This is a genomic window from Rhizobium sp. 62_C5_N11_2, assembly GCF_051811185.1.
GTDB classification, from domain to species: domain Bacteria; phylum Pseudomonadota; class Alphaproteobacteria; order Rhizobiales; family Rhizobiaceae; genus Rhizobium; species Rhizobium leguminosarum.
The window spans coordinates 3,991,631-4,015,167 of record NZ_JBPWPW010000001.1 but is presented as its reverse complement, the minus strand read 5'-3'; the positions used below and the strand labels follow the sequence as shown (position 1 = coordinate 4,015,167).

At 61.3% G+C, this 23,537-nt stretch carries 24 protein-coding genes and 1 tRNA gene; 13 read left to right on the top strand and 12 right to left on the bottom strand.

Annotation, left to right across the window (positions count from 1 at the left end; genetic code table 11):
• The first annotated feature begins 601 nt into the window (after nucleotides 1-601).
• The gene (locus AB8B31_RS19780; protein ID WP_197730790.1) at nucleotides 602-2,278 is read left to right on the top strand and encodes a YecA family protein; all 1,677 of its coding nucleotides are present in this window, start codon (nucleotides 602-604) and stop codon (nucleotides 2,276-2,278) included.
• A gap of 63 nt (nucleotides 2,279-2,341) precedes the next feature.
• Here the strand turns inward: AB8B31_RS19780 and AB8B31_RS19775 are convergent.
• Nucleotides 2,342-2,418: transfer RNA gene (locus tag AB8B31_RS19775), tRNA-Arg, on the bottom strand.
• A 54-nt stretch (nucleotides 2,419-2,472) separates the two neighbouring features.
• A complete protein-coding gene (locus AB8B31_RS19770; protein ID WP_115157139.1) occupies nucleotides 2,473-3,636 on the bottom strand; it encodes a M20 aminoacylase family protein in 1,164 nt (387 codons plus the stop codon).
• Between the two features lie 157 nt (nucleotides 3,637-3,793).
• Here AB8B31_RS19770 and AB8B31_RS19765 point away from each other — a divergent pair, with 157 nt between their 5' ends.
• Both AB8B31_RS19765 and AB8B31_RS19760 read left to right on the top strand, forming a co-directional pair.
• Nucleotides 3,794-4,927, top strand: coding sequence for a D-alanyl-D-alanine carboxypeptidase family protein (locus AB8B31_RS19765; RefSeq protein ID WP_028734268.1), 1,134 nt, complete (start codon nucleotides 3,794-3,796; stop codon nucleotides 4,925-4,927).
• Between the two features lie 18 nt (nucleotides 4,928-4,945).
• Nucleotides 4,946-6,142, top strand: coding sequence for a CobW family GTP-binding protein (locus tag AB8B31_RS19760; protein ID WP_028734269.1), 1,197 nt, complete (start codon nucleotides 4,946-4,948; stop codon nucleotides 6,140-6,142).
• 99 nt (nucleotides 6,143-6,241) lie between these two features.
• On the opposite strand, the gene AB8B31_RS19755 is transcribed toward AB8B31_RS19760, so the two are convergent.
• From AB8B31_RS19755 to AB8B31_RS19735, 5 genes are all read right to left on the bottom strand, one after another.
• A complete protein-coding gene (locus tag AB8B31_RS19755; protein ID WP_028734270.1) occupies nucleotides 6,242-6,466 on the bottom strand; it encodes a sulfurtransferase TusA family protein in 225 nt (74 codons plus the stop codon).
• 5 nt (nucleotides 6,467-6,471) lie between these two features.
• Complete coding sequence (locus tag AB8B31_RS19750; RefSeq protein ID WP_028734271.1) at nucleotides 6,472-7,710, bottom strand: L,D-transpeptidase family protein; 1,239 nt, start codon at nucleotides 7,708-7,710, stop codon at nucleotides 6,472-6,474.
• A 197-nt stretch (nucleotides 7,711-7,907) separates the two neighbouring features.
• Complete coding sequence (locus AB8B31_RS19745) at nucleotides 7,908-8,861, bottom strand: acetyl-CoA carboxylase carboxyltransferase subunit alpha (RefSeq protein WP_028734272.1); 954 nt, start codon at nucleotides 8,859-8,861, stop codon at nucleotides 7,908-7,910.
• A 62-nt stretch (nucleotides 8,862-8,923) separates the two neighbouring features.
• A complete protein-coding gene (gene xerD / locus AB8B31_RS19740) occupies nucleotides 8,924-9,877 on the bottom strand; it encodes a site-specific tyrosine recombinase XerD (RefSeq protein ID WP_028734273.1) in 954 nt (317 codons plus the stop codon).
• A 5-nt stretch (nucleotides 9,878-9,882) separates the two neighbouring features.
• A complete protein-coding gene (locus AB8B31_RS19735) occupies nucleotides 9,883-10,059 on the bottom strand; it encodes a hypothetical protein (RefSeq protein ID WP_012759201.1) in 177 nt (58 codons plus the stop codon).
• A 148-nt stretch (nucleotides 10,060-10,207) separates the two neighbouring features.
• Here AB8B31_RS19735 and AB8B31_RS19730 point away from each other — a divergent pair, with 148 nt between their 5' ends.
• Genes AB8B31_RS19730 through AB8B31_RS19720 form a run of 3 tightly spaced genes read left to right on the top strand, consistent with a single transcriptional unit; the run spans nucleotide 10,208 to nucleotide 13,235 of the window.
• The gene (locus tag AB8B31_RS19730) at nucleotides 10,208-10,798 is read left to right on the top strand and encodes a shikimate kinase (RefSeq protein ID WP_028734274.1); all 591 of its coding nucleotides are present in this window, start codon (nucleotides 10,208-10,210) and stop codon (nucleotides 10,796-10,798) included.
• Entirely contained in the window at nucleotides 10,795-11,925 is a 1,131-nt protein-coding gene (gene aroB, locus AB8B31_RS19725; protein ID WP_028734275.1) for a 3-dehydroquinate synthase, read from the top strand. The genes AB8B31_RS19730 and aroB overlap by 4 nt, the downstream gene beginning before the upstream one ends.
• On the top strand, nucleotides 11,925-13,235 hold the full coding sequence (locus AB8B31_RS19720; protein ID WP_028734276.1) for an HlyC/CorC family transporter: 1,311 nt from the start codon (nucleotides 11,925-11,927) through the stop codon (nucleotides 13,233-13,235). The genes aroB and AB8B31_RS19720 overlap by 1 nt, the downstream gene beginning before the upstream one ends.
• 101 nt (nucleotides 13,236-13,336) lie before the next feature.
• Here AB8B31_RS19720 and AB8B31_RS19715 read toward each other — a convergent pair whose 3' ends face one another.
• Nucleotides 13,337-13,621 (bottom strand): BolA family protein, encoded by a 285-nt coding sequence (locus AB8B31_RS19715; protein ID WP_018243805.1) that lies wholly within the window; start codon nucleotides 13,619-13,621, stop codon nucleotides 13,337-13,339.
• A 102-nt stretch (nucleotides 13,622-13,723) separates the two neighbouring features.
• Between AB8B31_RS19715 and AB8B31_RS19710 the strand changes: the two genes are divergently transcribed.
• The 5 genes from AB8B31_RS19710 (at nucleotide 13,724) to AB8B31_RS19690 (ending at nucleotide 19,330) form a co-directional block, all read left to right on the top strand.
• Nucleotides 13,724-14,341: a J domain-containing protein gene (locus tag AB8B31_RS19710; protein WP_018243804.1), complete on the top strand. Its 618-nt coding sequence runs from the start codon at nucleotides 13,724-13,726 to the stop codon at nucleotides 14,339-14,341.
• Nucleotides 14,342-14,651: 310 nt separating this feature from the next.
• A complete protein-coding gene (cobS, locus tag AB8B31_RS19705) occupies nucleotides 14,652-15,644 on the top strand; it encodes a cobaltochelatase subunit CobS (protein ID WP_018243803.1) in 993 nt (330 codons plus the stop codon).
• A gap of 12 nt (nucleotides 15,645-15,656) precedes the next feature.
• Nucleotides 15,657-17,558, top strand: a complete 1,902-nt coding sequence (gene cobT, locus AB8B31_RS19700) for a cobaltochelatase subunit CobT (protein WP_018243802.1) — start codon at nucleotides 15,657-15,659, stop codon at nucleotides 17,556-17,558.
• 24 nt (nucleotides 17,559-17,582) lie between these two features.
• Nucleotides 17,583-18,620, top strand: coding sequence for an esterase-like activity of phytase family protein (locus AB8B31_RS19695; RefSeq protein ID WP_028734277.1), 1,038 nt, complete (start codon nucleotides 17,583-17,585; stop codon nucleotides 18,618-18,620).
• Between the two features lie 143 nt (nucleotides 18,621-18,763).
• Nucleotides 18,764-19,330 (top strand): ATP-binding protein, encoded by a 567-nt coding sequence (locus tag AB8B31_RS19690; protein ID WP_028734278.1) that lies wholly within the window; start codon nucleotides 18,764-18,766, stop codon nucleotides 19,328-19,330.
• Nucleotides 19,331-19,336: 6 nt separating this feature from the next.
• Here the strand turns inward: AB8B31_RS19690 and AB8B31_RS19685 are convergent, their stop codons facing one another.
• Both AB8B31_RS19685 and rpmB read right to left on the bottom strand, forming a co-directional pair.
• A complete protein-coding gene (locus tag AB8B31_RS19685; protein ID WP_018448116.1) occupies nucleotides 19,337-19,972 on the bottom strand; it encodes a VUT family protein in 636 nt (211 codons plus the stop codon).
• A gap of 112 nt (nucleotides 19,973-20,084) precedes the next feature.
• A complete protein-coding gene (gene rpmB / locus AB8B31_RS19680; RefSeq protein ID WP_018243798.1) occupies nucleotides 20,085-20,381 on the bottom strand; it encodes a 50S ribosomal protein L28 in 297 nt (98 codons plus the stop codon).
• 243 nt (nucleotides 20,382-20,624) lie between these two features.
• Between rpmB and AB8B31_RS19675 the strand changes: the two genes are divergently transcribed.
• Nucleotides 20,625-21,407, top strand: coding sequence for a DUF3108 domain-containing protein (locus AB8B31_RS19675; protein ID WP_018448115.1), 783 nt, complete (start codon nucleotides 20,625-20,627; stop codon nucleotides 21,405-21,407).
• A 30-nt stretch (nucleotides 21,408-21,437) separates the two neighbouring features.
• Nucleotides 21,438-22,328, top strand: a complete 891-nt coding sequence (gene yddG / locus AB8B31_RS19670) for an aromatic amino acid exporter YddG (protein ID WP_028734279.1) — start codon at nucleotides 21,438-21,440, stop codon at nucleotides 22,326-22,328.
• Nucleotides 22,329-22,331: 3 nt separating this feature from the next.
• Here yddG and AB8B31_RS19665 read toward each other — a convergent pair whose 3' ends face one another.
• Entirely contained in the window at nucleotides 22,332-22,754 is a 423-nt protein-coding gene (locus tag AB8B31_RS19665) for a cupin domain-containing protein (protein WP_018448113.1), read from the bottom strand.
• Entirely contained in the window at nucleotides 22,754-23,524 is a 771-nt protein-coding gene (gloB, locus tag AB8B31_RS19660; protein WP_018243794.1) for a hydroxyacylglutathione hydrolase, read from the bottom strand. Before gloB ends, AB8B31_RS19665 begins: the two co-directional genes overlap by 1 nt.
• Nucleotides 23,525-23,537 lie beyond the last annotated feature (13 nt).

Sequence of the window (23,537 nt, the reverse complement as noted above, 5' to 3'; positions counted from 1 at the left end):
GCGTCTTCTTCCTATGGGTAATAGCGTCATTCCTCGCTGTGTTGCAGCTCGGCACACCGCCTGCCGGGCTGGCATGGATACCCATCGCAGGTTTTTTCCTTTCGATCGTCGCGACGGTGATCGGAAAGCGGCAAGCATCTACCACACTCCCTTGAGCATCTTCGAGTACTCGACCTCCTCCGGATGTGACCTTGCGCCCATCCTCCCGTATCCACGTCGACGTCTGTCGATTACACATCGACCTCAGAAGGGGGTCGCCATCGGTGCACGAATACAGGCGAATGCCCTAGCGACGTACCTCCTCAGGCAGCGGTAGACTGTTTAAATGCCACCTCATTTTGAATCCCGGTTAATGGCACGTCACACTAGGGGATAGCTAGCCGTTACATGTACCCGTTACGTTACGTGCCGTGACATCGATCTTGACGTCGACTATTTGTGACAGGGTTGCGTCGCAAAGCAGAGGTCGGATCTGTCTCAGTGCGAGCCGTGACGACGCTCGGCGCAGAACATCGGCATCGCGGCTGTAGCCGTTGTCGGGGACGTAGATGGTCTTGCCGCTAGGCATGACACAGCGGCACGACTCTGCGATATTTCAAGAATGAAAACCGGTAGGAATGAGCTGTGCCCGTGTGGCAGCGGCAAGAAGTTCAAGAAATGCTGTTTGAACGCTACCAAACCGGGTGCGCAACGTCGACCGTTGATTCAAAGTGACCCTGCTTTATTGGCGAAGGCGCAAGCCATGCTGCGACAACATCAAGCCGCCGAGAGCGTGCGGCAACAACAGCAAGGCCACGGCAACCCCATCGTGTCTTGGACGGATGACACAAAAGGTCTCCGCTTCGTTGCGGTGAAGCAGACGGTCCATTGGGGAAAGGACTGGGTTATTTTTCCCAACTTCCTCGACTACTTTTTGAAAAAGACGCTCGGCCATGAGTGGGGCGAGCGCGAACGTCACAACGGGCAGCATCCGATATTCCGGTGGCTGCAAAAGACTCAGGCGTACAGCGGCCATAAGCCCGGTGAACCGAAGGTGAAGTCCGTTGTGATGATGGGTTTCATGGCGTGCTGGCTGCACCTTGCCTATGCGCTCTACCTAATCGCTCACCACGACGAAATCCCGGAACGACTGTTGGATCGGCTCCGTAATCCAGTAATGTTCTTTCCCGCCTATCACGAGGCCATTATGGGGGCGGCGCTCGCGGTCGCTGGCATGGAAATTTCCTGCGCGGAGACGGGGGCCGGATCGGCGCCGACGCCGGAGTTCAGGGCGAAATCCAAGGCGTCGGGAAAGACCTATGAGGTCGAAGGCAAGCGCAAGAACGGCTGGAAAGCGCCCACAGACGATGTGACGAACGCGGAGTTTCAGCGCGAACTGCAGGGCTATGTGCGCAATCAAATTTACAAAGCGTCGAAGAAGAAGCTCAAGAATCCGGTCTATTGGTTTGAGCTGAGCATCCCCACCATGACGGCCAAAGCGGAATGGCGCGTCGTCGCGGATGTGGCCGAAGCTGCGATCCGCGACGCGGAGAACAACATGACCGTGGAGGGCCAGCCGATCGCGCCCGCCTATGTTGTCATCACCAACCACACGTTCCTTGCCGACGAAGGCGTGACGGGCCGCCCGTGCTTCGGCTTCCTGCAAACCATAAAGATCGATGACTACCCCTTCGGGCGGCCCGTGGAAATCGAAGCTGCTCTTGAAGGTTATGACAAGCACCGCGATATTTTCTGGCTTATGGAAGCGTGGAAGACGGCTAGTACCGTGCCGACCACGTTCGACGGCTCGCCCCCTGAACTGCTCGACAGTGACGGCAAGCCGCAGCGCACGATCAAGATCGGCGACGTCATCGAGGTGCCGGACATGCATGGCAAGACCGTCGAAGCTACCGTGGAAGAAGTCAGCTCGTTGGACGATAAGGTCATGGTTGCAGTCGGAGCGAAAGGTCACCACTGGTTCGTGCAAATGCCCCTGACGGCAGGCGAAGCCGAAGCCGCACGCCGCTATACCGATGCGGTCTTCGGCAAAGACAACGCGTCTCGCGGCCTTCGTAGTGATGATCCCTTCGATCTCTACGACTGGCTGTTAAAGGCGCACGCCAACATGGCGCAAGATCAGGTTGACAGTTTCTTCGAACGAAACCCCGCTGTTGCGCACTTCAAGAACCTCCGCCTCGCCGAAGCGCGCGTACGCGTTGCTCGAGAATATACGAAATCGATGTGGATTAGCAGTCAGCAGTATAAGGCTGCCAATGCGCAGCGACGGGCGCTTTTGTGACCCGACCGGCAATTGATCGTTAAATTTTGTCCCCAGCAAAAGCGGTAAGTATTTGAGATGATGTGGTGATCCCGGCGCGATTCGAACGCGCGACCCCCAGATTAGGAATCTGGTGCTCTATCCTGCTGAGCTACGGGACCACTTGAGTGCCATGCATACAAAAGGCTTGGCGTGAAGCCAAGCCTTAATTGTTGCTAGAGGCCGAGGCGCTGTTCGGCGAGGCGGACCCAATAGGAAATGCCGTGGGCGATGGCTTCGTCGTTGAAGTCGTAGGCCGGGTTGTGGAGGCCGGCGCTGTCGCCGTTGCCGATGAAGATGAAGGCGCCGGGGCGGGCGTTCAGCATGTAGGAGAAATCCTCGCCGCCCATCATCGGATCGATCTCGGCGTTGACGTTCGCCTCGCCGGCGATGGCGCTGGCTGTGGCGACCGCATGCTCGGTCTCATCGGGGTGGTTGACGGTGACGGGATAGTTGCGGTGGAAGCTGATTTCGGCCTCGGCGCCGTGGGCAGCAAGCAATCCCTCGACGATCTGCCGGAACCGCGTCTCGGCGAGCGTGCGCACCTCGGGGTCGAGGGTACGGACCGTTCCGGCGAAGGTCGCATCGTTCGGAATGACGTTATGGGCGAAACCGGCATTGAACTTGGTCACCGAGACGACGACCGAGCGCAGCGGATCGGCACTGCGCGAGGCGATCATCTGCAGGTTGGCGACGATCTGGGCGCCGATGGCGATCGGGTCGATCGTCCGGTGCGGCTGGGCGGCGTGGCCGCCGCGGCCCTTGATGGTGACGGTGAATTCGTCGGTCGCCGCCATGATCGCGCCCTTGCGGGTGGCGAACTGGCCGACGGGCAGGCCCGGCAGGTTGTGCATGCCGTAGACCTCTTCGATAGCGAAGCGCTCCATCATGCCGTCCTTGACCATCAGATTGCCGCCGCCGCCGCCTTCTTCGGCGGGTTGGAAGATGACGGCGACATTGCCGTTGAAGTTGCGGGTTTCGGCCAGGTATTTCGCGGCGCCGAGCAGCATGGCGGTGTGGCCGTCATGGCCGCAGGCATGCATCTTGCCCGGTGTCTTCGAAGCCCAGGGCTTGCCAGTGATCTCCGTGAGCGGCAGGGCGTCCATGTCGGCGCGCAGGCCGACCGTGCGGGAGCCTTCGCCCTTGCCCTTGATCAGGCCGACGACACCGGTGCGGCCGATGCCGGTGGCGATCTCGTCGACGCCGAATTCCTTGAGTTTTTCGGTGACGAAGGCGGCCGTATTTTCCACCGCGAAGAGGAGCTCGGGCCGGGCATGAATATGGCGGCGCCATTCGGCGACCTCGTCCTGCAACTCCGCGGCTCTGTTCAAAATCGGCATATCGGCGTTCCTGTTATGAAATCTCGACAATCTTTCATCGCATCACAAGGGTGTGAGGCTGTGGAAATTACTTAGTCAATGACCTTTGCCATGTCATAGCCATATAGGCTAAATAGGGGAAGATTTCGAGATTTTCCTGATATCTGAAGGACGAACCGTGTCGACGCGCCACTTCCGTTTGTTTGCTGCCTTGCGGCCGCTTTCTTTCGTATCAGCGGCGACTGCCGTTTTTCTGGGCTCCGTTTCGCTTGCCCAGGCCAATCCGCATATTCTCGTCGATGTGCAGACCGGCCGCGTGCTCGAGCATGAAGAAGCCTTCCGCAAATGGTATCCGGCCTCGCTGACCAAGCTGATGACCGTCTATACCGTGTTCGATGCGATCCGCGCCGGGCAGATCAGCCTCGATACGCCGATCGTCATGAGCAAGCGCGCCGCCGCGCAGCCGGCCGCCAAGATGTATTTCAAGCCGGGCCAGAAGCTGACGCTCGACAGCGCGCTGAAGATCCTGATGGTGAAATCGGCTAACGACATCGCGGTCGCGGTCGCCGAAGCCATCGGCGGCACGCAGGAAGGCTTCGTGACGCGGATGAACGGCGAGGCGCTGAAGCTCGGCATGACGGATTCGCATTTCGTCAATCCGAACGGCCTGCCCGGCAAGGGTCAGTATACAACGGCGCGTGACCTTGCGGTGCTGACGGTGGCGCTGCGCCGCGACTTTCCGCAATATGCCGGTTATTTCGCGCTGGAGGGCTTCACCAACGGCCAGCAGAACGTGCCGAGCCTCAACATGCTGATCGGCCGCTTCGCCGGCGCCGATGGCATGAAGACCGGCTTCATTTGCGCCTCGGGCTTCAACCAGATCGGTTCGGCGACGCGCAATGGCCGCACGCTGGTCTCCGTCGTGCTTGGCACCGACAGCCTTGCAGCGCGCGCCGATGCGACGGCGAACCTTTTGCAGAAGGGCTTCACCACCCAGCCTGCCAGCAACGACACATTGGGTTCGCTGAGACCCTACGGGTCGGGACAGGACCAGGTGACCGACATCAGCGCCGATATCTGCAGCGCCAAGGGCGCAAAGGTGCGCAGCGAAACGCGCGACGAGGTCGGCCGCATGAGGGTGCAGTCACCCTATATCCAGCCGATGGACCACGATCCGCAATTCGTCTTTGCCGGCCTGATCCCAGGCCAGGATCCGCAGCCGGCTGCGCAGCCGGAAAAAATGGCACGGGGCGATACCGCGGGAACCCTCACCAACGTGCCGGTGCCGATGCCGCGCCCGACATCCTTTTAAGCTTTTAAGGTAGATGACATGAGCGCGCTCAACGACAGGATTCCGGTCACCATCCTGACCGGCTTTCTCGGCGCCGGCAAATCGACGCTGCTCAACCGCATCCTCAAAGACCCCGTGATGAAGGATGCGGCCGTTATCATCAACGAATTCGGCGATGTCGGCATCGACCACCTCCTGGTCGAAAGTTCCGGCGATTCGATCATCGAGCTGTCCGACGGCTGCCTTTGCTGCACCGTGCGTGGCGAACTTGTGGATACGCTGGCGAACCTGATGGACGCCGTGCAGACGGGCCGCGTCAAGCCGGTCAAGCGCGTCGTCATCGAGACGACAGGCCTTGCCGATCCTTCGCCGGTTATGCAGGCGATCATGGGCAATCCCGTCATCGCCACAAATTTCGAGCTCGACGGCGTCGTTACCGTCGTGGACGCGGTGAATGGGCTGCAGACGCTCGATAATCACGAGGAAGCGCGCAAGCAGACAGCGGTCGCCGACCGGTTGATCGTCTCGAAAAAGTCGATGGCCGAGGCAACGGACGGGCTGGAAAAGCGCCTGCGGGCGCTCAATCCGCGTGCCGTGATGATGGATGCCGACAGCACTGATGCGGGCAGTGCCGCAGTATTGGTCAACGGGCTCTACGATCCGGCGTCGAAGATTGCCGATGTCGGCCGCTGGCTGCAGGACGAGGATGCACACGAGGCGCATCACAATCACGACCACGGTCGTGATGGACATCACAATCACGATGATAATCGTGATGGCGATCATGGCCATGATCATGCTGGTCACCACCACCATCATCACGCTCATGCGGATCAGGATCCGCATGACGTCAATCGTCACGATGCCTCGATCCGTTCTTTCTCGATCATTGAGGAGAAGCCGATCGATCCGATGGCGCTCGAGATGTTCATCGATCTCCTGCGTTCGGCCCATGGCGAGAAGCTGTTGAGGATGAAGGCGATCGTGTCGGTCTCCGACCGGCCGGATCGGCCGCTGGTGCTGCATGGGGTGCAGAGCATCTTCCATCCGCCGGTGCGGCTTCCCGCCTGGCCGGGGGAAGACCGGCGCACACGCATGGTGCTGATCACCAGGGATCTGCCGGAAGCCTTCGTGAAGGATCTCTTCGACGCCTTCCTCGGCAAGCCGCGCATCGATATGCCGGATCGTGCGGCGCTCTCCGACAATCCGCTCGCCATTCCCGGCCTCAGAATTTAGAGCATGTCGCGCAAAAGTGTGCAGCGGTTTTGCGATGACGACATGCGTAAAACAAAGAGCTAAAGCGCGGGAAGCGAATCTGAAAGATCGCGACGCGCTTTAGCGCTTGCGGATCAGGAAGCGATGGCCGCTTTCGGTCTTTTCCGTCTCGACCAGTTCGTGGCCGTCCTCATTGCAGAAATGCGGCATGTCGATCACAGCAAGCGGATCGGTGGTGTCGACGCGAATGAGCGTGCCGCTCGCCATGGCGGCGAGCTTCTTGCGTGTCTTGATCACGGGGAAGGGGCATTTCAGGCCGCGAAGATCGTAGAGAACGGGGGGCAAGCCGTTCAGTTCCGCGCCCAGAATTTCCAGAACGGCTTCTTTGCCGCGGCTTCCGCCGTTTCCTGCGGTTCGGGAGCCGTGTAGGCGAGGGGATTCTGCATCGGGTTCTGCATCGGCACCGGCACGACCGCAGGTGTCGCGGCAGCGACGGCCATTGGCTGCGGCTGGGCAGGTGCTGCAGGCGTGGCGCCAGGCGCGCTTTTGGCGGCGAGGCCCTGCGCGGTGCGTTTGGCCATCAGGTCTTCGAGTTCGGCGACCTTGACCATGCGGCCGGCTTCCAGCGAGGTGCCGGTCGGGGCGTAAGCAAGTTCGCGGCCCTTGCGCGTCTTGGCGACCACGGCCTTGCGCTCGGCTTCGGTGGGATCGTACCAGGCCATGCCGTCAAATTTGCTCATCGCCTTGGCATAATCGGCATCGTAGGTCTTGCCGTAGGAGGCGAGAGCTGCGGTCAGCGCCGGCGGCGTCGACATAGCCGGGCACTTGCCGGCGGCGTTGAAGGCGCCGCCGTCGGTTGCCTGCTGATTGAAGACGTATTTCTTCTCGCAGACATTCACCTCGGGCGGGCGCTTCGTCACTTCGAAATTGTCGTAGCCGACCTTCAGCATCTTCCAGAAGTCGTAGCTGCTGTCGAGGCGATGCTTGACCATGTTTTCCGCGGTCATGCGGAAGGGGAAGGCCTGCAGCTGCACCGTCGCCTGGCCGCCCTTGAAAGCGTCGCGGGCGAAGGCGTAGATCTCCAGCACCTGCTGGTCGGTCATCGAATAGCAGCCGGAGGAGGAGCAGGCGCCGTGGATCATCAGATCGGAACCGGTGCGGCCGTTCGCCGCGTCGTAGCGGTTCGGGAAGCCGGTGTTGATCGCCAGATAATATTTGGAATTGGGGTTCAGGTTGGCGCGCGTCAGCTCGTAGAAACCTTCCGGCGCCTGCCGGTCGCCGGTCTTTACCTTCGGGCCGAGACGGCCGGACCAGGCGCAGATCTTGTAATCGGCGATCTTGTCAAAACGGTTGTCGGTCTTCGCCTTCCAGATCTCCATGGCACCTTCTTCCTTGAAGATGCGGATCATGATCGGCGAATTGCGGTCCATGCCCTTGGCGGACATCTGAGCGAGGATGTGGCCGGGAAGCGGCTGCTCGACCTTGTTCTTGACCTTGGAAAGATCGACCTGCGCGGTTTCCAACGCGTCATTGCAGCCGGACAGAGCCAGCGCCATGAGGGAAATATAGGCAAAATGACGTATGCGCATCCAAACTAGCCCATAAAGATAGTGCCACCCGGTCCGCCTATGGAGTCCGGGCATCAGAAGGAATCATAGGCGGCTTATACTTTATAAACCCTTACCAGCCTATGACTTTGCCACGAACGTCCCCGCAAGCGCGAGTGTTACAGATAACATCAATGTGGCCAAGATTTGGCCCCAATCGGCGAAGAGCCGGATGTCTGTTAGAGATTGCGGCCCATTGCGAGGAATTTTTGCCGGCGGTCGTTGCGCAACTGCTCGCCGGAACGGGACGCCATTTCGGCCAGCGCATTGGCGATCGTATCGCCGGTCGCGGCAATGACGCTGTCCGGATCACGATGCGCGCCGCCGAGCGGCTCGGAAATGATGCCGTCGATGATGCCGAGCGATTTCAGGTCTTCAGCGGTGATCTTCATGTTGGTCGCCGCTTCCCGGGCGCGGGTGGAATCGCGCCAGAGGATGGAGGCTGCCCCTTCGGGCGAGATGACGCTGTAGATCGAATGCTCGAGCATATAGACCTTGTTGCCGGTGGCGATGGCGATGGCGCCGCCCGAGCCGCCTTCGCCGATGACGACGGAGACGAGAGGAACCTTGACGCCGAGACACATTTCCGTCGAGCGGGCAATCGCCTCGGCCTGGCCGCGCTCTTCGGCGCCGACGCCGGGATAGGCGCCTGCCGTATCCACCAGCGAAATCACCGGCAGGCCGAAACGATCGGCCATCTCAAGGATGCGGATCGCCTTTCGGTAGCCTTCCGGACGGGGGCTGCCGAAATTGTGCTTGATGCGGCTCTTGGTGTCGTTGCCCTTTTCCTGGCCAATGACGGCGACCGGCTGGCCGCGAAAGCGGGCAAGGCCTGCCTGGATCGCTGCATCCTCGGAAAACTTGCGGTCACCGGCGAGCGGCGTGAATTCCTGGAACAGCGTCTTGGCGTAATCGACGAAATGCGGGCGCTGCGGATGGCGGGCGACCTGCGTCTTCTGCCAGGGATTGAGCTTGGAGTAAATTTCGACGATCGCCTCACGGACGCGAACCTCCAGCCGGCCGATCTCATCGGTGGTGTCGATGCTCTCGTCTTCCGTTGCGAGCTTCTTCAGCTCGATGATCTTGCCTTCGAGGTCGGAGATCGGCTTTTCGAAGTCGAGATAATTGTGCATGAGGTGCGTTTCCGTTCCTTGTGCCCGGGGCGTTTTCCTGGCTCCGCCCCATGTCGCCGGTCCTATTCGTGCTTTTTCGCCTGTTTGGCAAGGGGGTGATGCGTCTGGACAAGCTGCTGCAGCCTCTCTTCGAGGACATGTGTGTAGATCTGCGTGGTCGAAATGTCCGAATGGCCGAGGAGTTCTTGTACGACGCGCAGATCGGCGCCGTTGGCCAGCAGGTGGCTGGCAAAGGCGTGGCGCATGACATGCGGCGAGATCAGCGACGGCGTCAGGCCGGCGCGGATCGCCAGGTTCTTGAGGTCGCGGGCAAAAACCTGGCGCGGCAGATATCCCTCCTTCGAGGCGGAGGGAAACAGCCAGGCGCTTTCCGGCGGTTCCTTCATTGCTGCATTTTCGGTCGCCAGCAGGCGCCCGTAGGATTTGAGGGCTGATATCGCCGATTGCGACAGCGGCACCAGCCGTTCCTTGTTGCCCTTGCCGCGGATCATCAGGAAGCGGCCTTCCTGATCGAGCACGCGGGCAGGAAGCGAAACGAGTTCGCTGACACGCATTCCGGTGGCATAGAGCAGTTCCAGCAATGCCAGCATGCGCAGGCGGTGCAACTGGCCCGGAGCCGCATCCTCCGCCTCGGCCTCTGCCTGCGAAAGTAACCTGCCGACCTCCTCGACACCCATCGTCTTCGGCAGCGGACGGCCCTTCTTCGGCGCATCGAGAATGCCTGTAGGGTCGTCGGTCCTTAGGCCCTCGGCATAGAGGAACTTGTAGAACTGCCGCATGGCCGCAAGCCGGCGCGCCTGCGAGGAGGGTTTGAAGCCCTTTCCGGCGAGTGAGGAGAGATAGGCGGCAAGATCCGCGGAGGCGGCTTCGGTAAGCCGTATGCTGCGCTCCTTCAGGAAGGATCTGACATCGTCGAGATCGCGTTCATAGGATTGCAGCGTGTTGGCGGCAGCACCCCGCTCGGCGCTCATCATCTCCAGGAAGGATTCCACATGGACGCGACCGAGATCCACCATGCCGGTCACTTCCTGGTCGTGTCGATCGCACCCGTGGCGGGCGGATTGACCCGCTCGGACGGAATGCGGATCGTCACGTCGCGCTGCTGCGGCTCCACGAAGGTCACAAGCGCCAGCATCGCTCCGTAGACCGTCCCGGCGAGGATCGCGCAGACGAACAGGAAACGGAACAGGGTCGGCATTCAGCAACTCCTTCATGCTCTGCTTCTGTTATAAGAAGCCTATCTGCAAGTGCAAGAAGCGGTATTCAAGCCATGATTCCCTTGTCCGCGACTTGACGCTCCACCTGCATTTGTCGATACCGTTTGCAAACAAAGTGTGAATGGACCGATGAGTGAACAACTGCTGACCGTTGCTGACAGCTTGAAAGACAGAGCTCGCGCCGCGCTCGGTTCACGCAATCTGATCCTTGTCGGCCTGATGGGCGCCGGCAAATCCTCCGTCGGCCGCATCGTCGCCAACCAGCTCGCCATTCCCTTCATCGACAGCGATCTGGAGATCGAGCGGGTGTCGCGCATGACGATCGCCGAGCTTTTCGCCGCCTATGGCGAGCAAGAGTTCCGGGCGTTGGAAGCGCGGGTGGTGAAGCGGCTGCTAAAGAGCGGGCCGCGTGTCGTCTCCACCGGCGGCGGCGCCTTCATCAACGACCGGACGCGCAAGCATATCAAGAAGGGCGGCCTTTCCGTCTGGCTGAAGGCCGATCTCGACGTGTTGTGGGAGCGAGTCAACAAACGCGACACGCGGCCGCTGCTGAAGACCGAAAATCCGAAGCAGACGCTCGAGGGCCTGATGAATGCGCGCTATCCGATCTATGCGCAGGCCGATATCACCGTGCTTTCGCGCGACGTGCGCAAGGAAATCATGGCCGACGAGGTCTTAAAGGCCGTGATCGAAGCTCAGAAGGAAAGTGCAGCGTCATGAATGCGATAACCTCCGCCTCCGCCATCCGAACGGTGCATGTGCCGCTCGGCGAGCGCGCCTACGACATCCTGATCGGGCCGGGGTTGATTGCGCGAGCCGGCGCCGAGATCGCCACCCGGCTCAAGGGCCGCAAGGCGGCTGTTGTCACCGACGAAAATGTCGCGCCGCTCTATCTCAAGGCCCTCGTCGCAAGTCTGGGTGAAGCGGGTATCGCCTCGGCAGAGGTCGTCCTGCCGGCCGGTGAGAAGACCAAGAGCTTCGAACATCTGATCACAGCCTGCGACAAGGTGCTCGAAGCCCGCGTCGAGCGTAACGATTACGTCATCGCGCTCGGCGGCGGCGTCATCGGCGATCTTTCGGGATTTGCGGCCGGCATCGTCCGCCGCGGCGTGCGCTTCGTCCAGGTGCCGACTTCGCTGTTGTCGCAGGTCGACTCCTCCGTCGGCGGCAAGACCGGCATCAATTCCCGCCATGGCAAGAATCTGATCGGTGTCTTCCATCAGCCGGACCTGGTTCTGGCCGATACAGATGTGCTGAATTCGCTGAGCGCGCGCGAATTCCGCGCAGGTTACGCCGAGGTCGCGAAATACGGGCTGATCGACAAGCCGGATTTCTTTGCCTGGCTGGAAGCGAACTGGAAGGCGGTTTTTACCGGCGGCTCCGCGCGCATCGAGGCGATTGCCGCGAGCTGCCAGGCGAAGGCCGATGTCGTCGTTGCCGACGAGCGCGAGAACGGTCAGCGGGCGCTGCTCAATCTCGGCCATACTTTCGGGCATGCGCTGGAAGCGGCGACCGCCTATGACAGCTCCCGCCTCGTGCATGGCGAGGGCGTTTCGATCGGCATGGTGCTGGCGCATGAATTCTCCGCACGGATGAACCTTGCAAGCCCCGACGATGCCCGGCGCGTCGAGCGGCATCTGAAGGAGGTCGGCCTTCCGACCCGCATGTCCGATATTCCAGGCGACTTGCCGCCGGCCGAAACGCTGATGGACGCGATCGCCCAGGACAAGAAGGTCAAGAGCGGCAAGCTCACCTTCATCCTGACACGCGGCATCGGTCAGTCCTTCGTCGCCGACGATGTTCCGGCGTCCGAAGTGATCACCTTTCTCCGGGAAAAACACGCCTGATGTCGATCGAAGGCGCTCTGGCATTTCTCGAGACATACTGGCCGGAGATCCTTTCGATCACGGCGCTCGTGCTCATGTCCGCCTTCTTTTCCGGCTCCGAGACCGCGCTGACCGCCGTTTCGCGCAGCCGTATCCATACACTCGAAGTCAACGGCGACGAACGCGCCGGCCTCGTCCGGCAGTTGATCGAGCGGCGCGACCGGCTGATCGGCGCGCTGCTCATCGGCAACAATCTCGCCAACATCCTGTCCTCCTCGATCGCCACCAGCCTCTTTCTGGGGCTGTTCGGCAGTTCCGGCGTGGCGCTGGCGACACTCGCGATGACCGTCATCCTGGTTATCTTCGCGGAAGTGCTGCCGAAGAGCTGGGCGATTTCGGCGCCTGAGCGCTTCGCACTCGCCATCGCGCTGCCTGCCAAGCTCTTCGTCACCGTCGTCGGGCCGATTTCCTCCTTCGTCAATGCGATTGTGCGGCAGATTCTTTCGCTGTTCGGCATCAATCTGTCACGAGAGACATCGATGCTGACGGCGCATGAGGAACTGCGCGGCGCCGTCGACCTGCTGCACCGCGAGGGATCGGTGGTGAAGGCTGACCGCGACCGCCTCGGCGGCGTGCTCGATCTCAGCGAACTCGAACTGTCCGACATCATGGTCCACCGCACCGCGATGCGGGCGATCAACGCCGATGATCCGCCGGAAGCGGTGGTGCGCGTCATCCTCGAAAGTCCCTATACGCGCATGCCGTTGTGGCGTGGCACGATCGACAACATCATCGGTGTCGTTCATGCCAAGGATCTGCTGCGGGCACTTGCCGAGCCGAACATGGAGCCGCAGAACCTCGATATCGTGAAGATCGCGCAGAAGCCGTGGTTCGTGCCCGACAGCACCAACCTCGAGGACCAGCTCAACGCCTTCCTGCGCCGCAAGCAGCATTTCGCCGTCGTCGTCGATGAATATGGCGAAGTGCAGGGCATCGTCACGCTGGAGGATATTCTCGAGGAAATCGTCGGTGACATTTCCGACGAGCACGATATCGAGATACAGGGCGTACGTCAGGAGGCCGATGGTTCCGTCGTCGTCGACGGCGGCGTGCCGATCCGCGATCTGAACCGCGCGCTCGACTGGAGCCTGCCCGACGAGGAGGCGACGACGATTGCGGGCCTCGTCATCCATGAATCGATGACCATCCCCGAAGAGCGCCAAGCCTTCACCTTCTACGGCAAGCGTTTTATCGTCATGAAACGGGAGAAGAACCGCATCACCAAGCTGCGCATCCGTCCTGCCGGGGAAGACGGCGCAAAGCCATCCTGACCCCAACAATTCAAATTGTTACAGCGTGTTTTGCGCGTCTGAAAAGACGCGCGGCGCTGTAGGATTGCGGGCCGCCAATGCCTATATAGGCTTTGGTGCCGCTACCAGCGGGTCGGTTCGCCGGGTGCTGCCGGTTCGACGGCCAGCGCATGCAGGCCGGCATCGAGCTCCGGTTTCAACAGGTCGGTGATTGCCCGGTGGCGCGCCAGCCGCGACATGCCGGCGAATTTTCCGGAAACGATCCTCACCCGCATATGGGTTTCGCCGGTGCCGGTGATATCAGGCTGGTGGCCGGCATGCAGATGGCTTTCGTCGATGACGCTTACGCGCTCGGGCGCGAAGGCTTCGACAAGTTTTTCTTCGATGCGGGTTCGCAGGGTCATCATCCGGTCTTGCTGGTTCGCGAAAAGGGTACCTACCAAGCCAGCAACATTCCCGTTTGTCAATTCTTGTTGTCGCTTCGCGACAGCCCCATAATTAGCGCCGTCATGAGACTTGATTCCAAATATTTCGATCGCATCCGAACACGCCGCAAACGCGAGCAGGAGACAGAGCAGGCGCCGCCTACCTGTCAGTGGGACGGCTGCGACAAGAAGGGGGCGCATCGCGCTCCCGTCGGCCGCAATGCGGAAGGCCAGTTCTTTTTGTTCTGCTTCGAGCACGTCAAGGAATACAACAAGGGCTACAATTATTTCTCCGGTCTTTCGGACGGCGAGATCGCGCGATACCAGAAAGAGGCGATCACCGGCCACCGGCCGACATGGACGGTCGGCGTCAACAAGGCGGCGAAGGACAGTCCGCTGCATTCGGAGGTGCGCTCCGGTGCCTATACGCGTGTTCGCGATCCCTTCGGCTTCGTCAAGGAAGGCGGCAAGGGCAGCGGGCCGCGTTTCCCCCAGGCGCGCAAGCTGAAATCGCTGGAAACCAAGGCCTTCGAAACGATGGGGCTCGACGCCAATGCGACATCGGCGGAGATCAAGAGCCGCTACAAGGAGCTGGTGAAGAAACACCATCCGGATGCCAATGGCGGCGACCGCGGCTCGGAGGAGCGTTTCCGCGCCGTCATCCAGGCCTATCAATTGTTGAAGCAGAACGGTTTTTGTTAATTCCCGTCCTTGCTCTTGGGCTTCAATCGGGTATGGTCCAAATCGGCTGAGGCCGCAGGCAAACGCGGCTCATATTTGTGCGTTTTCCCGACATCGCCTCCGCCGACCTTCCGGACGCGGCGTTTCTTGTCCGGGACTCTTTCAAGAATGCTCGCACGCGGTCATTATCCCGCCGAGGTTTCGTTTCAGTCCCGGAGAAGCATCGCCGACGTTCCGACCTGGACGGGCGCGGAATAAAAAACGCGGCGTCACGGTTGCGACATGGCCTGAGACAGTATGGCCGGGTGGCATCACCCGCCTTGGAGACATGATGAGCAAGATCGACCTTGATATATCCGAACTGCCCGATACCACCGTTTCGGTCCGCGAGACCTTCGGCATCGATTCCGATATCCGCGTTCCTGCCTACAGCAAGGGCGACGCCTATGTGCCGGACCTCGATACCGACTACCTGTTCGACCGCGACACGACGCTCGCCATTCTCGCCGGCTTCGCCCATAACCGCCGCGTGATGATCTCCGGCTATCACGGCACGGGCAAGTCCTCGCATATCGAGCAGGTGGCGGCGCGGCTCAACTGGCCTTGCGTGCGCATCAACCTCGACAGCCATGTCAGCCGTATCGATCTCGTCGGCAAGGATGCAATCGTCGTCAAGGACGGGCTGCAGATCACCGAGTTCAAGGATGGCATCCTGCCCTGGGCCTACCAGCACAATGTGGCGCTCGTTTTCGACGAATATGATGCCGGCCGCCCCGATGTGATGTTCGTCATCCAGCGCGTGCTCGAATCCTCCGGACGCCTGACGCTGCTCGACCAGAGCCGCGTCATTCGGCCGCACCCGGCCTTCCGTCTGTTTGCGACTGCGAACACGATCGGCCTCGGCGACACGACCGGCCTCTATCACGGCACGCAGCAGATCAACCAGGCGCAGATGGACCGCTGGTCGATCGTCACCACGCTGAACTACCTGCCGCATGATCACGAAGTGAATATCGTCGCCGCCAAGGTGAAGAGCTTCGGCAGTGACAAGAACGGCCGCGAGACGGTTTCGAAGATGGTGCGCGTCGCCGACTTGACGCGCGCGGCCTTCATGAACGGTGATCTGTCCACAGTCATGAGCCCGCGCACGGTCATCACCTGGGCCGAAAACGCCGAGATCTTCGGCGATCTTGCCTTCGCCTTCCGCGTCACCTTCCTCAACAAGTGCGACGAGCTGGAACGCCCGTTGGTCGCCGAGCACTATCAGCGCGCCTTCGGCGTCGAGCTGAAGGAAAGTGCCGCCAACATCGTTCTCGGGGCTTGAGACCGACCGATCATGGCAGCTCGCGGTGACAATTCGAAAGCAAAACCCGGCGCGCCTGTCGACGTCGAGCCATTGCGCCGGGCGATAACCGGCTGCGTGCGCTCGATCGCCGGCGACGGCGATGTCGAGGTGACCTTCGCCAATGAACGGCCGGGGATGACCGGCGAGCGCATTCGGCTGCCGGAACTTTCCAAGCGGCCGACGGCGCATGAGCTGGCGGTCACCCGCGGGCTCGGCGATTCGATGGCGCTGCGCCTTGCCTGCCATGACGAGAAGGTGCATGCGACGATGGCGCCGCAGGGCTCGGACGCCCGGGCGATCTTCGATGTGGTCGAGCAGGCGCGCGTCGAATCGATCGGCGCGCTGCGCATGGAGGGCATGGCGTCGAACCTGCGCTCCATGACGGAAGAGAAATACTCCAAGGCGAATTTCACCGGCATCGAGCGCCAGGAAGACGCACCGGTCGGCGAAGCCGTCGCGATGATGGTGCGCGAGAAGCTGACCGGCCAGCGCCCGCCCGGCTCCGCCGGCAAGGTGCTGGACCTCTGGCGTGACTTTATCGAGGACAAGGCAGGGCCTGAACTCGACAACCTGTCGAGCGCGATCAACGACCAGCAAGCCTTTGCCAAGGTCATCCGCAACATGCTGTCGGCCATGGAAATGGCCGAGGAATACGGCGACGACGACAGCGATGCCGACAATGACGATCAGTCGGAGCAGGAAGACCAGTCGAGCGGCGACGAGCAGGACCAGGACGAGGTCGACGAGGATGCCGGCACGGATGCCGCCCCTGTCGAGGACAGCGAGGTCGCCGACGAGCAGATGGAGGACGGCGAGACCGAAGGCGCCGAAATCTCCGACGACGACATGATGGAAGAAGGCGAGGACGATTCGGAAACGCCGGGCGAGACCCGCCGTCCAAACACGCCTTTCGCCGATTTCAACGAAAAGGTCGACTATCACGTCTTTACCGAAGAGTTCGACGAGATCATCACCGCCGAGGAACTCTGCGACGCCGCCGAGCTGGAGCGCCTGCGCGCCTTTCTCGACAAGCAGCTGGCGCATCTCCAGGGCGCGGTCGGCCGTCTCGCCAACCGGCTGCAGCGCCGCCTGATGGCGCAGCAGAACCGCTCCTGGGATTTCGACCTGGAAGAGGGTTATCTCGATCCGGCCCGGCTGCAGCGCATCATCATCGATCCGATGCAGGCGCTTTCCTTCAAGATGGAGCGCGACACCCAGTTCCGCGATACCGTCGTCACCCTGCTCATCGACAATTCCGGCTCGATGCGTGGCCGGCCGATCACGGTTGCCGCCACCTGCGCCGACATTCTCGCCCGTACGTTGGAGCGCTGCGGCGTCAAGGTCGAGATCCTGGGCTTTACGACCAAAGCCTGGAAGGGCGGGCAGGCGCGTGAAAACTGGCTTGCCGGCGGCAAGCCGCAGACGCCGGGCCGCCTCAACGACCTGCGCCACATCATCTACAAGTCGGCCGACGCGCCGTGGCGGCGCGCGCGCGCCAATCTCGGGCTGATGATGCGCGAGGGCCTACTCAAGGAAAATATCGACGGCGAGGCGCTGATCTGGGCGCATAATCGCCTGCTCGCGCGCCGTGAGCAGCGCCGCATCCTGATGATGATCTCGGACGGGGCGCCGGTCGACGATTCGACGCTGTCGGTCAATCCGGGCAATTATCTGGAGCGGCACCTGCGTGCCGTCATCGAACAGATCGAGACGCGCTCGCCTGTCGAGTTGCTGGCGATCGGCATCGGTCACGACGTGACGCGCTATTATCGCCGCGCCGTGACGATCGTCGATGCGGATGAGCTTGCCGGTGCGATGACCGAGCAGCTTGCTTCGCTGTTCGAAGACCAATCCGTCCAGCCGCGCGGCGGCCGGCTACGCCGTGCCGGCTGACGCCGCTCAAAGGAAATGCCTGGCATGACGCTCAAGCGCCTCTGCCATACGGCGTCGATTGTTCTTTGTATCGCGTCAGGCGCTTTCCCGTCGTGGGCCGGCGACGACGTGCCGGTCATTAGCCGGCAAATCTCCGATTTCAGGATCGGCTCTTCGGAGACGAAATTCGGATCGCTGGAATTTGTCGGCGGTCTGGAGATGGTCTCCAGCAGAGCGTTGTTCGGCTCGCTCTCCTCCATTCGTTTCCGGCAGGACCAAAAACATTTCGTCGTCGTGCTCGATACCGGCCAGTGGCTGACCGGCAGCATCGAACGTGACGTCAAGGGCAGGCTTTCCGGTCTTTCGGATGTCGAGATCACGCCGATGAAGAACAGCGCCGGGCGCAGCTTCGAGGGCAAGGGGCATATGGATGCCGAGGGCCTGGCGCTCGACGGCGACCGGATCCTGGTTTCCTTCGAGCAGGATCATCGCGTCGATGTCTATCCCGATCCCGGCTTTGCCGATTCGGGCGCGATCGCCACTTTGCCGATCCTCATCCCGCGGAAGATGCTGAGCGACAATCGCGGCATCGAGACCATCACCGTGGCGCCGGCATCGAGCCCGCTTAGGGGTGGCGTGGTCATCGTCTCCGAACGTGGTCTCGACAAAGACGGCAACCGGTTGGCGGCCATTCTCAGCGGGCCGCTGAAAGGGCGTTTCGCGGTTAAGCGGGACGGCAGCTTCGACATCACTGACGGCGCCTTCCTGCCGAACGGCGACCTGCTGCTGCTGGAGCGTCGCTTCAACATGGCCGAAGGCATCGGCATGCGTCTTCGGCGCATCCGGGGCGCCGCTATCAGGCCTGGCGCCGTCGTTGAGGGCGAATTGCTGCTGGAAGGCAATTTCAACTCGCAGATCGACAATATGGAAGGGCTCGATGCTTTCCAGGCTGCGGACGGCACGACTCATATCATTCTGGTCTCGGACGACAATCATTCGATCCTGCAGCGCAATCTGATGCTGGAATTCCGGCTTTCGGAAGAGGCCGCGTGGGCAGCGCCGAGTTCCCAGAAGCGGAATTGATCCAAGCCATCGGCCCGAAAATCGGAATCGATTTTCGGAAAGCACGATGCCTAGATTCACGTCAGACCGATGTCCTATGCCTCGGCTATCCCGCCGCAATCGGCCGGCTGCCGTATCGGGAAGCAGTCTTTGGAGGGAGATTCATGGTGCATATCCACGTCCTGGGCGCGTCCGGTTCCGGCACGACATCGCTTGGCCGCGCGCTTGCCGAAAGGCTCGATATCGCCCATCTCGACACCGACGATTTCTTCTGGATGCCGACCGATCCGCCGTTCACGACGCCGAGGAATGCCGACGAGCGCATCCGGCTGCTGCTCGAGGAAGCGGCGCGGCACGACGGCTGGGTCCTCTCCGGATCGGCGCTGAAATGGGGAAGGCCGATTGAGCCGCTCTACGATCTGATCGTGTTCCTCAGGATAGACCCCGAGCTTAGAATGGCGCGCATTCTTGCGCGGGAGCTTGCCCGCTACGGCAGCAGAATCGGGCCCGGCGGCGACATGGCCGCAAAAAGCGGGGAATTCCTGGAATGGGCGGCCAGCTATGACACGGCCGGTACCGAGCGCCGCAGCCTTGCGGCACATGAACAATGGCTGGAAACACAGACAGCGCCGGTGCTGCGGCTCGATTCATCGCTTGGTATCGACGATCTGGCGGCGGAGGTGCTGCTGCATCCTGCCATCGCCGCCGGTGCAGTCCGGCGGCGTCCGTAATCTAAATCAGCTGGCGCGAGCGGCCTGCATCGGCCGCAGCACGTTCATCAGCGCACCATAGGGCAGCAGCATGACCAGGCCGACGATCATCTTTACGGCGAAATCGCCGATCGCCCAGGAAATCCAGCGTGGTGCCTCCGTGGCGAAGACGGCCAGGATCGGAGCTGCTTCCAGCGCAAAGGGATCGTTCGGGCCGAGGAGGACGAAAAACGCGGCGAAGGACAGCGAGAAGAACATCACCGTATCGAGCGCCGAGCCGATCAGCGAACCGACCAGCGGGGCGCGCCACCAGGCCTGACGGCGAAGACGGTTGAACACGGCGATATCGAGCAGCTGGCCGGCGAGATAGGCCGAGCCGGAAGCGATGGCGATGCGCGGCACCGAAGTAAAGAAGGAGAGCGTTACGCCGACGACGAAGCCGGCAAACACGACCTTGCGGGCTGCCTGCGGGCCGAACTGGCGGTTGGTCAGATCGGTGATCAGGAAGGCGATAGGATAGGAGAAGGCGCCCCAGGTCAGGATGTCGGCAAGGTTGATGCCGGCGACTTCGGCGTTCAGCGGAAACTGGACGAGGAAGTTGGAGGCGACGACGACGAGCGTCATCAGCGCGACATAGGCGATGGTATAGCGGGTCTTCAGCATTTTTTTATCCTGGGTGATGCCACCAGTTGGAGGAGTAAACCGGCAAAGCAAAAGGCTTGTCCGGTATTATCCGTTCAAGCCTTTTGAAGCCGTATGAAAGAAGGGCAGAAGCTTACGCAGCAGCGGCTTCGGCGGTCTTCTTGGCGATCTGACGGCGCAGCAGGCGCGCGCGCATCGACAATTCGTTCTCGCTAGCCTTCAGCAGGAAGGCATCGAGGCCGCCACGATGCTCGACGGAGCGAAGAGCGGCAGCCGAAACGCGAAGACGATAACGCTGGTTGAGAGCGTCGGAAATCAGCGTTACCTGGCACAGGTTCGGCAGGAACCGGCGCTTGGTCTTGTTGTTGGCATGGCTGACATTGTTACCAGTCAGGACGGCCTTGCCGGTCAATTCGCACACGCGGGACATGGAACACCTATTCTTGTTTTTCTCGGGCCGTCGAATTGCCATTCCCGGCAAAGCCAGGCGCGCAATCCAACGGGCATGATTGGAAAGTTGCGGTTCTATAGTCAGACAGGCCGCGCGCGTCAAGCCAAACCTTGGCCTTTCCCGCAATTCTGTCAAAAAGCTGCTGTTTTCTTCCCTTCACGGCAGGAGTATAGAGCGCTCAGCAAGGGCCTGCCAGCGCGCAGCAAGACAAGGCTTTTTTCCATGGCTCATTCGGGCAGACGGATTTTCATTTCGGCCATCGCCGCACTTCTTGCCATACCGGCATCTGCGGCCGAAATCCAGCATCGGACGGAATACCGTGTGGCGCTCGCCGGCTTGCCGATCGCGCGCGCGGCGTTCCTGACGCAGATCGAGGACGATCACAGCTACAAGATCGCCGGCGACATCAATTCCTCCGGTCTTGCCGATCTCATCACGACGATTTCGGCGAAGACCAGCGTCACCGGGGTCGTGCGCAATGACAGGCTGCAGGCGCTGAAGTACTCACTCTACTACAAGAGTGGCAAGAGGAAGGCCCGCGTCTACGAGGTCAGTTACCGCAACGGCAACATCATCTCGGCGACGACGACACCGATGCCGAAGCGTCCGAAGAACTGGATCGACGTCACGCCACGCGACATGCGCTCGGTGCTCGATCCGATCTCCGGCCTGGTCTTCACCGGCGATACCAAGGTCTGCTCGCAGACGCTGCCGATCTTCGACGGCGAGACACGCATGGATCTGGTGCTGTCGCCAAAGGGCGACGAGGATTTTTCCACCAATGGCTTCAAGGGCAAGGCTGTTGTCTGCGGCGTGCGCTTCGTGCCGCGCTCGGGCTACAAGAAGGGCCGCAAGGACATCGACTATCTCAGCAAGAGCGACCGCATGGAAATCTGGTTTGCCAAGTCGGACGCGGCAAATGTATACGCTCCTGTCTATGTGCGCATTCCAACCGAATATGGAATGGTGACGATCACTGCCGTCAAATACGGCAGCAACAGCTGACGGGGCTTCTGTCTCCGTGAAGGGGGACAGGTGAAGCTTCGCGCGACGTTGATCGGTTTTACGGCCATCCTGATGTGGTCGTTCCTCGCGCTGTTGACGGCTGCCTCCGGCAAGATGCCGCCGTTCCAACTTTCAACCATCTGCTTTGCGATCGGCAGCATTCCCGGCCTCGTCGTGCTTATCCTCAACCCCGCGCGGCTGGCGCTGCTGAAGCAGCCGGCCAAGGTCTGGGTGACAGGTATTTCAGGGCTTTTCGGGTATCATTTCCTCTACTTCACTGCGCTCCGGAACGCTCCGGCGGTGGAGGCGGGGCTGGTCGCCTATCTCTGGCCGCTGTTGATCGTCGTCGGTTCGGCGCTGCTGCCGGGCGAACGGCTGCGCTGGTATCATGTGGCGGGTGCGCTTGCCGGGCTTTGCGGCACCTTCCTGATCGTCGGCCGCAACGGCATCGATTTCGACGGCGCCTATGCCGTCGGTTACGGGGCGGCCTTTCTCAGCGCTTTCACGTGGTCCGGCTATTCGCTGCTGACGCGCCGTTTCGACGCCGTCTCCACGGATGTCGTCACCGGCTTCTGCCTTGCGACCTCCATGCTGTCGCTCTTCTGCCATCTCGGCCTGGAGACGACCGTCTGGCCGGAAACCGGCTTCGAATGGGTCGCCGTCATCGGGCTCGGCCTCTTTCCGGTCGGGTCGGCCTTCTACGTCTGGGATTATGGCGTCAAGAACGGCGACATCCAGATCCTCGGCGCGGCAAGTTACGCAGCACCGCTGCTTTCGACGCTTATCCTGGTGCTGTTCGGATTTGCCGAGCCGAGCTGGCGCATTGCCTTGGCTTGCCTGCTGGTGACCGGCGGGGCGGTGCTGGCTGCCCAGGAGATGTTTCGCCGTAAAATTCCGGCGCAGTCCGCGGCCGCGGAATAGGCTTCAGCTGCCGGGCTTCCAATCGGGCGGCGCCATCTCGAAGCTTGAAAATTCGAAGCCGGGCGAGACGGTGCAGCCGACCAGGGTGAAATCGCCGAGAGTTTCGGCCGATTGCCACCAATTGGCGGGAATGATCGCCTGCGGCCGCTCGCCGGCAGGAAGATTCGCTCCGAGCGTCAGGGTCTCGCTTGCCGTCCCGTCTTCCGAGCGGTGCAGCGAGAGCGGCGCGCCGGCGTAATAATGCCAGACCTCGGCCGCATCGTGGACGCGATGCCAGTGCGAACGCTGTCCCCTGGTCAGCATATAATAGATCGCCGTCGAGTGGCCGCGTTCTCCGCCCGCCGTATCGCGGAATGTCTGCACGTACCAGCCACCTTCGGGATGCGGCTGCATGCCGAGTTCGCGGATGATGTCCTCGGGCGACATCAGAAATTGTCCTTGCGCTTGCGGATCTCGGCAAAGACTTCCTCGTTCGTCTTGCCTTCCATCAGCAGATTGCGGCGGATCGCCGGGTCGGCGGCGCGCAAGAACGGGTTGGTTTCCTTTTCCAGCCCCAATGTCGTCGGGATGGTGAATTTGCCGTCGGCGCGCAAGGCTTCGATCTCGGCGGCGCGGCTCTTGAGGCGCTCATTGTCGGGATCGACGGTCAGCGCGAAACGGGCATTGGACAATGTGTATTCATGGCCGAAATAGACGGCGGTCTCATCGGGCAGAACGGCGAGCTTCTGCAGGGAATGCCACATGTCGGCAGCCGGGCGTTCGAACAGCCGGCCGCAGCCCAGCGCAAACAGCGTGTCGGCGGCAAACAGCAGCTTATCGTCGACAAAATGATAGCAGATGTGGCCGGCGGTGTGGCCGGGCGTCTCGATGACGTTGACCGTGTGATCGCCGAAATGGAAGCTGTCGCCATCGGCCATCGTCCGATCGAGGCCGGGAATGGCGATGGCCTCGTTGATCGGGCCGATGATCTCGCAGCCGAATTGCTCCTTCAGCGCCAGATTGGCGGTGACATGATCGGTGTGATGATGTGTGGTGAAGATATGGGTGATTTTCCAGCCGCGACGTGTCGCCGCTTCCAGGATCGGCGCCTCCTCCGGCGCATCGATCGCCGCGGTAAAACCTGTCTCCGGATCGTGCACGAGAACGCCGAAATTGTCGGTGCGGCAGAGAAAAACGTCTAATTCCAAAGGTTTCATCGTCCAATAATCC

Excerpts from the sequence above, each read along its gene's own strand:
- AB8B31_RS19780 (WP_197730790.1), top strand. The coding sequence starts at position 602 with ATGAAAACCGGTAGGAATGAGCTGTGCCCGTGTGGCAGCGGCAAGAAG.
- AB8B31_RS19770 (WP_115157139.1), bottom strand. The coding sequence starts at position 3,636 with ATGCCGATTTTGAACAGAGCCGCGGAGTTGCAGGACGAGGTCGCCGAA.
- AB8B31_RS19760 (WP_028734269.1), top strand. The coding sequence starts at position 4,946 with ATGAGCGCGCTCAACGACAGGATTCCGGTCACCATCCTGACCGGCTTT.
- AB8B31_RS19750 (WP_028734271.1), bottom strand. The coding sequence starts at position 7,710 with ATGCGCATACGTCATTTTGCCTATATTTCCCTCATGGCGCTGGCTCTG.
- AB8B31_RS19745 (WP_028734272.1), bottom strand. The coding sequence starts at position 8,861 with ATGCACAATTATCTCGACTTCGAAAAGCCGATCTCCGACCTCGAAGGC.
- xerD (WP_028734273.1), bottom strand. The coding sequence starts at position 9,877 with ATGGTGGATCTCGGTCGCGTCCATGTGGAATCCTTCCTGGAGATGATG.
- AB8B31_RS19735 (WP_012759201.1), bottom strand. The coding sequence starts at position 10,059 with ATGCCGACCCTGTTCCGTTTCCTGTTCGTCTGCGCGATCCTCGCCGGG.
- AB8B31_RS19730 (WP_028734274.1), top strand. The coding sequence starts at position 10,208 with ATGAGTGAACAACTGCTGACCGTTGCTGACAGCTTGAAAGACAGAGCT.
- aroB (WP_028734275.1), top strand. The coding sequence starts at position 10,795 with ATGAATGCGATAACCTCCGCCTCCGCCATCCGAACGGTGCATGTGCCG.
- AB8B31_RS19720 (WP_028734276.1), top strand. The coding sequence starts at position 11,925 with ATGTCGATCGAAGGCGCTCTGGCATTTCTCGAGACATACTGGCCGGAG.
- AB8B31_RS19715 (WP_018243805.1), bottom strand. The coding sequence starts at position 13,621 with ATGATGACCCTGCGAACCCGCATCGAAGAAAAACTTGTCGAAGCCTTC.
- AB8B31_RS19710 (WP_018243804.1), top strand. The coding sequence starts at position 13,724 with ATGAGACTTGATTCCAAATATTTCGATCGCATCCGAACACGCCGCAAA.
- cobS (WP_018243803.1), top strand. The coding sequence starts at position 14,652 with ATGAGCAAGATCGACCTTGATATATCCGAACTGCCCGATACCACCGTT.
- cobT (WP_018243802.1), top strand. The coding sequence starts at position 15,657 with ATGGCAGCTCGCGGTGACAATTCGAAAGCAAAACCCGGCGCGCCTGTC.
- AB8B31_RS19695 (WP_028734277.1), top strand. The coding sequence starts at position 17,583 with ATGACGCTCAAGCGCCTCTGCCATACGGCGTCGATTGTTCTTTGTATC.
- AB8B31_RS19690 (WP_028734278.1), top strand. The coding sequence starts at position 18,764 with ATGGTGCATATCCACGTCCTGGGCGCGTCCGGTTCCGGCACGACATCG.
- AB8B31_RS19685 (WP_018448116.1), bottom strand. The coding sequence starts at position 19,972 with ATGCTGAAGACCCGCTATACCATCGCCTATGTCGCGCTGATGACGCTC.
- rpmB (WP_018243798.1), bottom strand. The coding sequence starts at position 20,381 with ATGTCCCGCGTGTGCGAATTGACCGGCAAGGCCGTCCTGACTGGTAAC.
- AB8B31_RS19675 (WP_018448115.1), top strand. The coding sequence starts at position 20,625 with ATGGCTCATTCGGGCAGACGGATTTTCATTTCGGCCATCGCCGCACTT.
- AB8B31_RS19665 (WP_018448113.1), bottom strand. The coding sequence starts at position 22,754 with ATGTCGCCCGAGGACATCATCCGCGAACTCGGCATGCAGCCGCATCCC.
- gloB (WP_018243794.1), bottom strand. The coding sequence starts at position 23,524 with ATGAAACCTTTGGAATTAGACGTTTTTCTCTGCCGCACCGACAATTTC.